The organism is Spirosoma horti (genome assembly GCF_054776595.1).
In genome coordinates, this window is record NZ_BAAHBQ010000004.1 from 25382 (window position 1) to 39149 (window position 13768).

Here is a 13768-nt window from a genome sequence, read left to right on the forward strand (position 1 = left end):
CTTCAGGTATTACTTGTCCATTAATCGATTATCCCTCGTCAATGACGCTCCAGAGAAACACTCTCCGTTTGATCACCGCACATCATTTACCTTCGTGTTGTTTCTTTTCGAGGTAATTGGCTGGCTAATGCTCGACTCCAGCAGGCTTGCTGGAACGGTCAGGATGCCCGTTTGTGGATTGATCAGCCCATTGCCATTTTTATTGTCGTCAATTGCCTGCCAGTAGATGTCGCCCGCCAGTGCATGCTGCCGTACCAGTTGCTTGAACCGCCGAATTTGGCTGGCCTGCCTTACCGAACCATCAGGCCCTTTATCGTTAACAAACCCACCCCACTCACTAACAATCATAGGGACCTGCCGCCGATAGAAAAAAGGGTCCCCCACAACCAGCGGATGGTTGGTCAGATGCACAAAATCGCCTGCCTCCAGCCGGTCCAGTATGGCCTGCCATTGATCTGGATCCGACGTATGCACGTGTGCTGTTAGCAAATCTGATTTCAAACGTCCTTCGTAGGAAATATGGTGCCACCCATCATTATCAACCACCAGAAATTGTGGATAGGCCACCTGCATGAAATGGTACATATCCATGATGTACTGACGCGTTTGTGCATTGGCCGCACTATCCTGAGCACCCCGATCCTCGTTATACAGGCTCCAGATAACCACCGAGGGATGGCTACCAATCAGGGATAGCATGCGCAGGAGTTCAGCTTTATGGTGCTGACGGCTTCGCTCAGTCGAGACAAGGGGACCAGGCACTTCGATCCAGAGTAACAAACCCAACTCATCGGCCAGAGTATAGATGCGTGGGTCAACCCCGGCCATGTGTACCCGCACCAAATTACAGCCCAGTTCCTTTATCGCTCGCATGTGCCGTTGCATTTCCTCCAAAGTGGCTCCACCCGGTCGATACACGATGCCATCCAGATAAACAGGCTCATTGTTGAGGTACACATAGCGGCCACGAGCTTCTATTTTCCGCAAGCCAAAGAGCGTTTCAACCTGAGCCGCATACCCCATATGGTCAATAAGTTGCGCAACGAGTCGGTAGCGGGTAGGCAACTGGGGCGACCACAGTTGGGCATGATCTACCTCAACAACTACCCATTGCTGCTTTTGACCAGCCTCTAAACGTAACGAAAAGTCAGAGCTGGCCAGTTGATGGCCCGTTATGACATCAACTACCTGAAGGCACAGCAGGTAATGGCCTGGATCGTGAATTCGCGTTGTGACATTAAAGCGAACCAGTTGGTCTTCGACTACGCTAACAATGCCCAGGCGCGATCGTAACCGGTTGCGGTCAACCATCTCAAGCCACACACTTTGTACAGTTCCCGCACAGGTCTGATACCAACTAGTCCCTTGTTTATAGACGTGCGATTCCTGCTCGGCACAGCGGATGTCGGCCTCTGTAAAGTCAGCAATACGCACCGTAAGCCGGTTAATCGGTCGCAGGTACCGGTCGGGCAACTCGTAGGAGAAAGAGACATAGCTCCCACGATGGACCTCTTCATCTTCCAGTGTACGAAGGGGATGGCCATTTAGCCAGACACGGGTTTCGTAGCCGCAGGCGCCAAATGTAAGCTGAAGAATGGAGTGTTCCAGCGCCCCGGTGCAAACAGGCAGACTAAATTCACGTTCATACCAGATGACTATTTTTACGGGCAACCCGTTTTTGTGTGGAGATACATTTTCTTTAACGTGGCTCAAATGGGCTTCGATGGAGCCGGGCCACTGCACAGTGCCAGCCGATAAGTGGTTTATACACCATAAGTCATGTATTCCCTGGTCATAAAGATCGAGCGCAAATCGCCAATCGCCATCAAGCAGCAGATAATTGTCAGGGAGAAAAGCCGTTGCAGATAGTTGGCCATCGGCTTGAGGTACAGCATCGGCAGAAAGCCGATTAAGTGTAAAACGGGTCATTGGGCGCTTAGTTTCCATACTTGCAGGAAGAAAATAGGTAAGCAGACCTGTTCAGATACGCGTCTTCAATTACTGGCACATAGCCGGATAGCTAATTAAGCAGAAGGAGATAATAGACACGTCCACTCGTTTTGTAGCTCTTGCAGGATAGTGACCATTGGTCGATCATCAAACGCTTCCGCAGGTAAATCAATCCAGTTCCCATAGCAATCATCCTGATCCAGACACCGAATGTGCCGTAGTTTCCACCCTTCCCGGGTTAGCCGTGTTAAGCTATCAAATCCAGCTTCGATCGTTGTTGAGCGAAACTGGCCGTTGTAATACTTGCCGTTATCATCTGTACAGAGAATAAAAAATGCGTACATAGTTCGACTTCATTAAACCAATCAAGAAACGGGTAAGCTGAAATTCATACGGACATACGGATAACTCAGTACAGATAAGCACTATACAAAATAAACCTTACGAAGGGCTTATCAATACGGAATAAGTGAGGCTATGGCCATTCACAAAAGTCCTGCCTTCGTATTAACGCCGTGAAAAAGATGGACATTTAATCTGAGTCGGAATAATGTAGTGAATCGACAGGTTGGTCAATAAATAACTGTCCTTCTGCAATCCATTACTTCCCCGGTTTTCGGTTGTAAACTGGGCGGGGTTAGTCTGAAGAATTTCTTGTGCAACCGTATATCGGTTGGTGTTGACCCGGGCAGCGTCGTACTCAAACCGGCGGTCAGACATGATGAGTGATAAACCTGTCAATACATCCTGTTTAGGATACGTTCCGCCTACATCATCAAGATAATTGGTGAACGTAAACCGAAAGCCAACCTCAAAACCTAGATTGACGGCCCGGTTCAGGCGATAGCGCATGCCAAAACCAACCGGAACAGCCAACGTAACAAGTGAGTAAGGCTTGTCGTAACCAGCGTTCCCCTGCCCTTCTGTATGGAGCAACTGGAGCTTTACCCATTCCCGCGCAGCAAAGTCGCCGTTATTACCGTTTGTAGCGGTCGGTGTCCGGGCTTCCGGATTATGGAATGCAAAGGCCAGTCCTGCAAATAGGTACGGTGTGAGCGCGGCCCGGAAGTTCGGATTACGGCCATCTTCAACGAAATTGTAGATGCCCTTAACCGCTGCTTCTTTTATATCGTTGCGAAAGTGAAGATTGCGAATATACTGAGCTTCGAACCGGGTCGGGTCATTTTTGCTGTATGTATAATCATCGCCCACGATACGCACCCAGGTAAACGTCGTACCAATGGCAAAATGGGGTGTCATCTGGCGTGTATAGCCAAGTCCTACATTCCAGCGCGGTAATGTAGTCAATGTTTTGATCGGTAAACTATACCCTGCCAAATCACCAAAATAGGTTGACGTGCCAGCGCCGACCGAGACGGATGAATAAGGTATAAAGCTAGCCTTGGAGCGCCGTTGTCCCAGACTCACGGTGGCCTGATGCAGGAACAAAAAAGCAACGACCATTACTCGTAAAAGAACCCACTTCCCGATGCTTCTTCCCATAAAACGCTTTTATAAACTAACGCTGCTTAGCCGTTGTAAATCGTCCCTAATGGTAATATCCCGCACCGTACGGACAGGTGCAGGATAAGTTCTTCTGGCAGGCTTACTGTAACTGATTTTCACTCGCATAGCCACTATAGATAGCGCGGAGTCAGAATGGAGCTTTTGCCTATCCCAAATTCATACCGAAGCATGATCTCATGCGAACTGGGCGCTACATCCCGAAAATTGTTCAGCGTACGATCATAAGCATAGCCAAACCGAAACTGATTGGTCAATTGAATTTCCAGTAAACCAATCACCGCATCGGTCGTAGCCGACGACCAGGTTGAAAACTGGTTCTTCCGAACGGAAGCCCCGAGGGCGATTCGGTCGGCAAACCAGAAATTGACATTGGCATCAAACCCAAGGTTCGACCCTTCGGCATAACGCAGCAGCGTCGAGGGTTTCATCTTGACAACAGGACTCAGATTCACCAAAAAGCCAGCCCCTAAATAGGCCTGCCTGACCTGTATAGACCGCAGATCGTTTACATTGTATTCATTCAGCTTATTTTTGATCAACCTCGGCACCGACAGACTAATGTAAGCCCGGTCGCTGCTCAAGTAAAGGCCCGTACCAAAATTGGGTAGTATTTTAGAGACGTTGTACGAGAAGTTCGGATCGAGTTGGCCCGTATTCCCCGGTGTGGTTTGTACATCGGCCAGGTTTCCGCGGTAGCTTGACGCCCCTCCCTGTAAACCCAAGGCTAGTTTGCTTCGAGCACCTACGTTAATCCGAAAGGCATAGGAAACAAATCCACCCGATTCTTCATAGACGCCAACCCGGTCGCTGTATAATTGAAGGCCGACACCGATCCGCTCTTTGTTGAGCGGCATGTCCATCGTAAATGTAGCCGTTTGGGGAGCGCCCTGCACACCGGTCCATTGGCTCCGATACAAGGCCGTCATGCTCACAACATCCCGACTACCAGCATAGGCTGGATTCAGGGTCATCATATTGAACATGTACTGAGAAAATACCTTATCCTGCTGTGCCCAGCCGAGATTGCTAACCCCAGCCATTAGCAGGAGCAGGCATATCCATCTTTTCATTGAACACGAGTTTATCATTATTACGCTAAGGCTTACCTGTATTGGATGACTCAATGGCTGATCGTCATGGATCGCTCAAACGAGCGCCCGTCGCTCAGGCGAATGCTGTAGAAATACGTACCCGCTGGCGCTACGCCACGATCCGTTTTTCCATCCCAGTCGTTCTGGTAGTTATCCTGGCTATAGATAATAGCACCACTCAGGTTATAGACCGTAAGGCTGGCTTTCAGGGAGCCCAGATTGTAGAGTACAAACCGGTCGTTGATACCATCTCCATCCGGCGAGAATCCTTCCGGAATCATAAATTCACCCGTTTCCGGCGAACTAAGGCTACCACAAACCTCAGCCAATGGTTTGACGTAAAGGTTCTGAAACACACCACTGGCTTTTGCCACCAGCGAGTTCACCTGATCGTTGTTTGCTTTCAGGATTACCTCACTCAGGCCGGTTACCGGGAAAGTGGTATCGGTATGCCAGCGCAGGCCAAAGCAGTTGGACGTAACCAGCGTTGTATTGACGATATCGAACTGAATGCAGGAAACGGTGGTCCAGGTGGTGGGCACGAGTTTAGCGCCGGTTCCGGACCCGCCATAGGTTGTGTTGAGCGAAACGGTTCCCAGCGTAGGTCCGGCGGTGCTCCCGTTCAGGGTCTGTGGATTGTAGCGCGTATCGCTGGCGGGGGCCACACTGGCGTAATTTTCCTGGCTGACAATGGCTGGATTTTTAATTACCTGCGAGTCGTAATCGAACCGGTAATTGGCATCACCCATCAGAAATGTACTATCTGTCGAACTGGATTTTACATCAACCCGAATGATTACTTTTCCGGTTACACAGTCGAGCGATTTTACTACAAAACGGACTGAAAACCTACCTTTCTGGGCAAACGAACTGGAGATAGCACCCAGAACCAGACATATAAGGAAGTAAAATTTTAGTTTCATACAGATACGTTCAACGTGATGTAATTACAGATGATTTGTGGCATTTAGTACTAAAAAAATCAAAAGCGTTTTTCCCATCTGGTTGATGGAAAAAATAGCCAAAAAACCACCCTACCGGAATTACATCTGTTAAAGACGGGCATCTGTAACATAAGTAACTCGACAGGCTGAAAAAAATCGTTTCAACTAATTGAACTCTGTTATAGCCTGTGTTGACTAGGCAATAATTACTAGGTTAATAAGCAAATAAGAGCGCATACTTTGCGTACACTGTTGCTTGGCCAACGAAAAGTAGAAGATTTGACATGAATGGTGCATTTTCCATATGCAAATGGCTAGATAAGCCGCTATTGATAATTTTTAGGCGAAGAGAGCCAAAATAGCGTACTAATATTGATCCTAAAAAGTACGATCCGCGTACAAATACCCTTAATTAATATATCGAATGTCCTTTTTTACCACTATGAATAAGGGCTCTTTCTATAGAGAAAAAAAACTGTTGCGCCATTATTGCAGGCCCTTTTTATGCATGAGAATAGGCCTAGCAAGGATCTGGCCATTCTCACTGAATATGCGTTTAACTTTTTATTCGGTTTTCTGAACTAGGTGCGGTGTAATTGGATGGTCGCCATCGAGACCAGCCCGAACCAGTCTTTAAAACGCCTGGACCCGGTATGGTGCGGTGTTGATGTCGGTTATCATTGGCCCCACGAAATAGGGCACTGAAATGGTCAATTTTGACCAGTAGAACGAGGGCTTAAGAACCGTCCTTGCTTGCCAGATGCAAGCATCTGACAACACATAAAGCTTAGCTTAAAACCATATGGTCAGTTCATAAAAAAAGGGTAATGGCAGATTGCCATTACCCTTTTTATCTTTAGCCATGCAGCTGTTTTTTTATTTTTCTACACCTAATTTTTTCAGGGTAGCATGTACACGGTCATGGTACGTTACGCCAATAGGAAGCTGTTTTTTATCGACATGAATAGTCTTTGTTTCTATTCGCGTAATCTGCTGAACATTAACAATAGATGATTTATGAATCCGAATAAACTGACTATTCATAAGCTGGCTTTCTATCTTCGATATTTTTTCATTTGCTACCAGAACGCCTTGTTTTGTAAACACTTTAACATAAATACCATAGGGTTGAAAAAATTGAATATCTTCTAAATAAACTCGTACTGTTTTTCGCCCCATTTTCAGGTAAATATTTCCCCGTTCCGGCTGAATAGTATACGAAGGTTTGGGTGTATCCGGCGACTTCAGGGCCAATAAGGCTTTATTCATGGCTCTATATAAACGAGGAACCGTATAAGGCTTTTGAATAAAATCGGCCACCTTCAGATCAAAACACTGAACAGCATATTCAGCGTGCGCTGAAATCACAATAATAGGCGGATGATCGGGCATCCATGAAATAAAATCAAGTGTAGATTTTCCTTTGATTTCGGCTTCCATAAAGATCAGGTCAATTTCCTGCGTAGTCAGTAATTGATAGGCGGCTTCAAGGTTATCGCAGGTGTAGGGACGATGAAACATTTTCGTTGCTTCCAGGTCATTAACCAGCGCATTCACGTCTTCAGAATTAGGGTCTATAATAAGAGCCTGAAATAATTTAACCATGTTTTAAGAAGGACAGTTTACGGATGTACGGAGGTTCAGCAAAGAAGGAACAAACACTAGTAAGCAGGCTGTACGGTATACTCGAAAGCCCGCTTGTGGACTGATTTTTTAGCCGCTCATGGCTGACGACGGAGCGATGGCTCCTGCAGACCTTGGGAAGCATTCACTTTAACGATCTCCGGGTGCACTCCTCTGAAGGTTGACGCCATGTGCAGGCGGCACCAGGCATTCAGCTTTTCCAGTTCCTGTGGCTGCCAGGAATCCGAATCTAAAAGCCGCAGCTGTAGCTTGGCTTCAGTAAGTGTGCTGGCTTTAAAGATCACTTTCCTCTCGGGGTCAGACAACTCGTCCAGCAGAGCAGCCAGGTGATCCAGCCGTTTCGTACTTCCATCCCAAAGGCCCAGTTCACGAGCCAGTCGATAAATCTCGGCGGGTTTCCATAAATCAGGGTTTGTTCTACGGCGGTACTTCGAATTACCGTTCAGGCCCGTGATTCGGGTAAACTCCGATTTTGACAAGTGCTGAAACGATAGGGATCGTAAAACGGCTCCTCGAAAATGAAAGTAAGACTGTAGATGAAGTAAAATTTGTTCCATAAGATTTTAGTTAACCTGTTGAAACACGATGAATACGATAAAGCCCACCCCATACCTTTTCATAGCCCTAGGTCAGCCTCGAGGCATTCGCGACGCTGGTATCGTATGTTAAGGGCGTAGGCATCACTAGCCCTATTCTGGCCTGCATAAATAGATAGCCAGGTGCTGGCTTAGTCCAGACAAATCACGGGTTCACCAGTTGCTCATTCAATTAGAAGCACACTAGTGGGTTCACCGAACCAGGTGCTACTCTACAGGCATTGCCTTCGTAAAGACGCCCAGATGAGATACAAACTCAATTGTGTACAGCCTGATAGCTGTATTTAATGTATAGATTTAGTGCATATTTTTCAGGCTTTTATTTAAGTTAAGCAAGTTACCTTTATATACTAATGTAGCAATTGTACTGCCAAAGTAGTAAAATATTACCTTCAAATGGTTGATAAAGCCGTTTATTACTAATAACTCGTGGTTTTATGAGTATGAAAAGGCATTATTTACCTCGAATGAAGTTTCCTACTTGTTCATTTATATTGAATGGCATGGTCTTTGTCTACAAAAATTCGCTTTATGTATTATGATTTATATAATATTTTATCTTATATAAGTAAATAATTTAATGAATTCGCCGTTGAAACAGTAATGGACGCTCATCGGCAAGGATTACTCAGACAGTGGCCAGCTTAAGACCACCTCCGTACCGTGGGGTTCCACTTCGCCAACACGCAACGTTCCTCCAGAACTAGTCATCAGTTCTTCGGATACGACCAGTCCTAAACCAGTACTGGGCAAATGGCCGTGGCGCGTAGCGGTCAGGCCTGGGCCGGTATCACGGATCAGTAGCTTAAGTTCGTCATCATTTCGCAGAGAACGCAGGGTAATCGTTCCGCCAGCGGGGGTAAATTTAATAGCGTTATGCATGAGGTTCCGAAGTACCAGACCTGTGGTATTTTCATCGGCGACGAGCGGCTCATGGGCTACATGCTTGATTATAACAAGACGTTTCTGGTTAATTTCGGTCGCTAGCGGCTCGATACTATCGGCAACGAGTTCATCCAGAAAGATCAAATGCGCCCGTAGCCTGATCTGTCCGCGCTGGCCCAGGGACCAGTATAATACATTATTGACCAGGGTATAGAACTGCTCGATATGGGTTGTCAGAGTAGCCCGCAAGGTAGACCACTCAGCGGCCGTGGGATACGTCTGTTTTTCCTCCGTAATAAGCCGCTTCAGGGCAATGACTGGCACCCGTAAATCATGACTCACCATGCCAAATAGTTTGTCTTTGTAATGACTCAGTTCCTGTAATTCTATAGCCTGGCTTTCCAGTATTTGTCGCTGCTGTTCAGTTTGCTGCTGCAACTGTTGGGATCGCCAGAGCATAAAACCGACGCCAATCATCCCCAAAGTCAGGGAGAGCGCTATCCATAAAAGTCTGATCTGTTGCTGGTTCGCTTCCTCCAGATCACGCTGTCGCGCTTCGACCTGAAGCTTTTGGATCATCGCTTCATTACGGAGTTCCTGAATCGTCGCTTCTTTAGCTGCTACCTTGTAACGGGTATCCAAATCGGCAACCGCTTTGGTTTTTGCCACCGATAACAGGCTGTCGTCCAGTTGCCGGACAGCCTGAGCGGTTCGCCAGGCCGCCTGATGTTGGCCATCGAGAAATTGAAGATGCTGCAGACTGTCAAGAGCAGCTAATACAAGGTCAGGCCGTTGACTTAACCGTGCCAGCCTTACAGCCTCCTTGCCTAGCAGCGCTGCCTGGCGGTACTGCCGTTGGGCCGCCAGGAGGCTGGCCCTCCTTACATAAAGGATGGATTTGGTATCAAGGGACTGATGATATTCCTCCCAGTATATTGCTCGCGTTACAGCTTGTTCAGCGGCTGGTATATCGCCCAGACCCTGGTAGGCCTGAGCCATCAACAGGTAACTAAACATTAAAAAATTAGCATTTTCTTCTTTAAAATCTCTCGGTATTATTTCTATAGCTTTTACGATGTAAAAAAGCGCATTTTTGTATTTCTTTTCCCCATTCATAAATTCAGCCAACGACATGTAGTAGCTTATACGTATCCGTATGTCGCTTGTACGATTTATCAACAGGCCAGCCTGTCGTTCATAAGCCAGATAAAGCTTCTTGTTGCCCATCAGATTATGCACCTCACCCAGTAACATATAGGCAGATATTGTGGAATAGCTATCCTTTCCCCTGATGTTGTATCGCACTGTGCGATGTAACTGGCTTATGGCTCTGGAATAGTCACCCAAATCTGTGTAACAGATACCCATCGCATAATTGATCCGGCTTAAAAGCAGGCTATCGCGTGTCTGAGTAACCAGCGTATCGGCCTGCTTCAACAACTGAAGCGCTTTATCAAGGTGGCCCTGTTTGCGCTCCAGGAGCGCCAGCTCATACAGTAAATGGCTGGTTCCCACTATAGATTTTCGATATTGGGGATTGTGCAGCGTGGCGTTGAGCAACCTGAATGCCAGGCTGTCATGGTTTTTGTTCATCAGCTTATACGCCGAATCGGCATAGGCAATCAACCGAACGGTGAGCGCGTCGGTTGATTGACCTTTAAGACTTCTGGGAGAGCTGGCTAACGCAAGCAACGTACTTACGAAAATAACCCCTTGCCTAAGCGTCATGACTGGCCCAGTCGGTAGCATCCACTTTGCTGGATTTACTACGGAATAAGGCTCCAATTGCATCCCGAAAACGCTGGCCAATGGGCAATTTCGTTTCGTTCAGCCAGACAGCCCGGTGCTCAATGGCGGTTAACTTCTCCAGATTAATGATAAATGATTTCTGAATACGGATGAATTGACTGGAGGGCAACCGACTTTCCAGTATGGAAATCGACTCACTGGTAACCACCACTTCCGACACGGTATGAATCTTGGTATAGGCCGCAAAGGCTTCGAAATACATAATGTCGTGAAAGTTGAATTTTCGAAGTCGTCTGTTTACGTGTAGAAATATATTTTGGGAGTCAATGCGTGGTTTCGCCAGCTTGTCGTCAACCGTACGGCTAATGGCACGCATCAGCCGATCAATCGTATAGGGTTTGACTAGATAATCAACAACTTCAAGATCGTAACAATCCAACGCGTAATCGGGCGAGCTAGTAGTCACGATCACCGGTGGACGGTGTGGCGAGTTCCGCAACCAGTCGATGCCCAGCTGACCGGGGAGGTTTATATCCAGAAACAGTAAATGGCAAGGTTGCGCCATCAGATGCGCCAGGGCCTCATTTACAGTCTCACATACATATACTTGTTTCAAAATTGGGATCAGGCTCAGCTGATGTTGAAGTAATGCTACATCTGCCGGCGAATCGTCAACAATTAAATACGTGTGGTTAATCATAACCTGTTCAGTTAAAAAGAGGGAAGTATACTATTTACCGTTTTGAGCAACAAAATCTACTAGCCTACCTACTTTATAGCGACATAGCCTGATCGAGTTAGGAAATTAACCTAAGTAAAAAATTAGCAAAGAACAAGAACTACATTGTGCAAGCATAGACGGTTATTTACAGGCCTGAAACCACACTGGGCGGACTAGCACTTGCTTTCAGTTGGCTAAATTTTTTTAGAAAACCGCCCAACAAGCGCCCTAAATCCACCTGAACCTAGATAATTGTATTACATTGATTTCTGCTAATACCCATAATTTTTATTCTATAGAAGAATTAATTTGTTACCAATCAAACCTATTGAATCACCAGAACCTAATTATGGGCGACTAATGTAAAATATAAGTTTAGTTCACATAAATATTGACTAAGTCACAAGCTTATATAATATCTTATATAAAGCTACACCTAGTTTCTTTTTGAGCAAATGTATTTAAAAAACAGTAACTTACCAAGTAGTATGTATACACTTATGATTATTCGTAAAAAGTGAAACTGCATCTTTTCCGTAGCTAAAGCAGGCACCATTTAAGCCTCTACGTCCGCTATCTTGAGGGCTATAAACCAGCCCCCGCACCAACGAACGTTATCGCAGCCAACCGACCGGCTACCCAGCCACCTATAAAAAGAGAGAAAATTTGATACAATGCACCAGATGGCAGTACCTGTGCCCAATCCACCCGTCGGGTTTTGGTCGGTCACCGGATCAATGACGCTCAGGTCTACATCAGAAAGTAACCTAGTTTATTCTAAAGACATTGTTTACCTTATCAATCACCGATTTAGCCTCGTCGGTCAGATAGGTAGCCTTAGCGGCCGAATCGCTCACCTTCGTTTCGATCGTATTGATTTCCTTTTTAGCCGCCAATTTGGCGCTAACGACCGTTCACTCAAACGTATTTGGTTTTTTCAAAAAGAAAATTGTAGGTTTGCAGCCTTAACTGCGACCGCGCTGGCGGTTCCGACAACGCCCATGATTTTCCTCGCTTAAGAACCGAACCATCGGTTTTCTTCTTCTGATTCCTGCCGCCCGCCTGGGCTGGCCATTCCTGTTCGTCCATTCTTTCTGCACTGTCAGTCGCTACGGCGTCTTCGACATAATCTATTGTCCCAATGACCAAATTTATTCGGTTGTTCCTGGCCGCATTACGCGGTTCGGAAACTAATTTCACCTCCGGCAGTATCAATCGGGCCATTTTCCTGTTGTCGGTACCAATGATTCTGGAGATGGTCATGGAGTCGCTCTTTGCCGTAGTCGACGTGTTTTTCGTTGCCAAAATTGGAACAGAAGCTATTGCGACGGTAGGCCTGACGGAGTCGGTTCTGACCATTGTGTACTCCATCGCCATTGGCCTGAGCACGGCGGCAACGGCGCTGGTATCCCGACGGGTGGGCGAAGACAACCACCGGGGCGCAGGCACGGTAGCCGGGCAGGTGATTCTTGTATCCGTGGCAATGAGCCTGTTGATGGGTATTGCCGGTTTTGTGTTTGCCGAAGATATTCTTCGACTGATGGGCGCCGACCAAAAGCTGATCGGAAATGGGGTAAACTTCACCCGGATGATTTTTGCCAGTTCTCCGGCCATCATGTTGCTATACACCTTGAGTGGATGCCTGCGGGGGTCAGGCGATGCCTCCGTAGCGATGCGGTCACTATGGCTGGCTAATGGCGTCAATATTGTGCTTTGCCCGGTATTCATTTTCGGATTGGGGCCCATTCCCGAACTGGGCGTGATGGGATCCGCCGTGGCAACAACCATTGGCCGGACAATCGGGGTTTTATACCAGTTGTATGCTCTGACCCGAGCGAAAGGAGCCATACGGGTTCTTCGTTCCGACGTCATGCCAGACGCCGGTCTCATTCGGAACCTGCTTAAGCTGGCCATCGGTGGTACCAGCCAGTTTCTGGTTGGTTCGGCTAGTTGGATATTCCTGACACGCATTCTGTCGACGTTTGGCAGCGATGTGGTGGCTGGGTATACCATTGCCATTCGCATTATCGTATTCACCATTTTGCCTTCGTGGGGCCTGGCCAACGCAGCCGCCACCCTGGTGGGGCAGAATCTGGGGGCCGGACAGCCCGAACGTGCCGAAACCTCCGCCTGGCGGGCGGCTTTCTGCAACATGCTCTTTTTAGCGGCCGTAGGTGTTGGTTTTTTCCTGGGTGCCACGCCCATTGTCGGCCTGTTCGACAATAACGCCAAGGTAGTTGCCATTGCTGTGGAATGCCTTCGGATCTTCTGTCTGGGCTACCTGTTCATGGCCTATGGTATGGTGCTAAGCCAGTCGCTCAACGGGGCCGGTGACACCCGTACCCCAACAATGATCAACATCGTGTGTTTTTGGCTGGTTGAAATTCCATTGGCGTACACCCTGGCTCACGTGTTGAACTGGGGGCCTCCGGGCGTATTCTGGTCCGTGGCGATCAGCGAAACATTGCTGGCTGGGATTGCGGTTCTGGTGTTCCGTCGGGGGCGCTGGAAAACGGTTCAGGTCTAAGCTTACCGGCTTGTTTCGGCGGGGGTCATTGCCGAAACTTTTACCCAATATGGCCCGTTATAATTTACAGGCTTATCGCTTTTTCTGCGTATGATTCAGTTCATTATCGCAGGCAATAAGCTGCCTAATCACCT

11 protein-coding genes are annotated in these 13768 nt (G+C 47.4%); 1 reads left to right on the forward strand and 10 read right to left on the reverse strand.

The features are described from left to right. Nucleotides 1-72: 72 nt before the first annotated feature. The 10 genes from ACYVAM_RS11735 to ACYVAM_RS11780 all read right to left on the reverse strand — a co-directional run bounded on the left by ACYVAM_RS11735 (nt 73) and on the right by ACYVAM_RS11780 (nt 12196). Nucleotides 73-1947 (reverse strand): sugar-binding domain-containing protein, encoded by a 1875-nt coding sequence (locus ACYVAM_RS11735; protein ID WP_461067123.1) that lies wholly within the window; start codon nt 1945-1947, stop codon nt 73-75. A gap of 77 nt (nt 1948-2024) precedes the next feature. Then, nucleotides 2025-2294, reverse strand: a complete 270-nt coding sequence (locus ACYVAM_RS11740; RefSeq protein ID WP_461067125.1) for a hypothetical protein — start codon at nt 2292-2294, stop codon at nt 2025-2027. Between the two features lie 163 nt (nt 2295-2457). Then, the gene (locus tag ACYVAM_RS11745) at nt 2458-3453 is read right to left on the reverse strand and encodes a DUF6089 family protein (protein WP_461067127.1); all 996 of its coding nucleotides are present in this window, start codon (nt 3451-3453) and stop codon (nt 2458-2460) included. Nucleotides 3454-3587: 134 nt separating this feature from the next. Continuing rightward, nucleotides 3588-4547, reverse strand: coding sequence for a PorP/SprF family type IX secretion system membrane protein (locus ACYVAM_RS11750; RefSeq protein ID WP_461067129.1), 960 nt, complete (start codon nt 4545-4547; stop codon nt 3588-3590). Nucleotides 4548-4597: 50 nt separating this feature from the next. Beyond that, a complete protein-coding gene (locus ACYVAM_RS11755) occupies nt 4598-5491 on the reverse strand; it encodes a gliding motility-associated C-terminal domain-containing protein (protein ID WP_461067131.1) in 894 nt (297 codons plus the stop codon). A gap of 897 nt (nt 5492-6388) precedes the next feature. After that, nucleotides 6389-7117: a LytR/AlgR family response regulator transcription factor gene (locus ACYVAM_RS11760; RefSeq protein ID WP_461067133.1), complete on the reverse strand. Its 729-nt coding sequence runs from the start codon at nt 7115-7117 to the stop codon at nt 6389-6391. 116 nt (nt 7118-7233) lie between these two features. Further along, nucleotides 7234-7713 (reverse strand): hypothetical protein, encoded by a 480-nt coding sequence (locus tag ACYVAM_RS11765; RefSeq protein WP_461067135.1) that lies wholly within the window; start codon nt 7711-7713, stop codon nt 7234-7236. Nucleotides 7714-8376: 663 nt separating this feature from the next. Further along, nucleotides 8377-10365 carry an ATP-binding protein gene (locus ACYVAM_RS11770; protein WP_461067136.1) on the reverse strand — a complete coding sequence of 663 codons (1989 nt, stop codon included), beginning with the start codon at nt 10363-10365 and terminating at the stop codon, nt 8377-8379. Next, entirely contained in the window at nt 10355-11086 is a 732-nt protein-coding gene (locus ACYVAM_RS11775) for a LytR/AlgR family response regulator transcription factor (protein ID WP_461067138.1), read from the reverse strand. The genes ACYVAM_RS11770 and ACYVAM_RS11775 overlap by 11 nt, the downstream gene beginning before the upstream one ends. Nucleotides 11087-12025: 939 nt before the next feature. Next, the gene (locus ACYVAM_RS11780) at nt 12026-12196 is read right to left on the reverse strand and encodes a hypothetical protein (protein WP_461067140.1); all 171 of its coding nucleotides are present in this window, start codon (nt 12194-12196) and stop codon (nt 12026-12028) included. A gap of 52 nt (nt 12197-12248) precedes the next feature. Here ACYVAM_RS11780 and ACYVAM_RS11785 point away from each other — a divergent pair, with 52 nt between their 5' ends. Then, nucleotides 12249-13634 (forward strand): MATE family efflux transporter, encoded by a 1386-nt coding sequence (locus ACYVAM_RS11785; RefSeq protein ID WP_461067142.1) that lies wholly within the window; start codon nt 12249-12251, stop codon nt 13632-13634. The last annotated feature ends 134 nt before the right edge of the window (nt 13635-13768 follow it).

Coding starts and splice junctions, on each gene's coding strand:
- ACYVAM_RS11775 (WP_461067138.1), bottom strand. CDS start 11,086: ATGATTAACCACACGTATTTAATTGTTGACGATTCGCCGGCAGATGTA.
- ACYVAM_RS11780 (WP_461067140.1), bottom strand. CDS start 12,196: ATGGACGAACAGGAATGGCCAGCCCAGGCGGGCGGCAGGAATCAGAAG.
- ACYVAM_RS11785 (WP_461067142.1), top strand. CDS start 12,249: ATGACCAAATTTATTCGGTTGTTCCTGGCCGCATTACGCGGTTCGGAA.
- ACYVAM_RS11745 (WP_461067127.1), bottom strand. CDS start 3,453: ATGGGAAGAAGCATCGGGAAGTGGGTTCTTTTACGAGTAATGGTCGTT.
- ACYVAM_RS11770 (WP_461067136.1), bottom strand. CDS start 10,365: ATGACGCTTAGGCAAGGGGTTATTTTCGTAAGTACGTTGCTTGCGTTA.
- ACYVAM_RS11755 (WP_461067131.1), bottom strand. CDS start 5,491: ATGAAACTAAAATTTTACTTCCTTATATGTCTGGTTCTGGGTGCTATC.
- ACYVAM_RS11735 (WP_461067123.1), bottom strand. CDS start 1,947: ATGGAAACTAAGCGCCCAATGACCCGTTTTACACTTAATCGGCTTTCT.
- ACYVAM_RS11740 (WP_461067125.1), bottom strand. CDS start 2,294: ATGTACGCATTTTTTATTCTCTGTACAGATGATAACGGCAAGTATTAC.
- ACYVAM_RS11750 (WP_461067129.1), bottom strand. CDS start 4,547: ATGAAAAGATGGATATGCCTGCTCCTGCTAATGGCTGGGGTTAGCAAT.
- ACYVAM_RS11760 (WP_461067133.1), bottom strand. CDS start 7,117: ATGGTTAAATTATTTCAGGCTCTTATTATAGACCCTAATTCTGAAGAC.
- ACYVAM_RS11765 (WP_461067135.1), bottom strand. CDS start 7,713: ATGGAACAAATTTTACTTCATCTACAGTCTTACTTTCATTTTCGAGGA.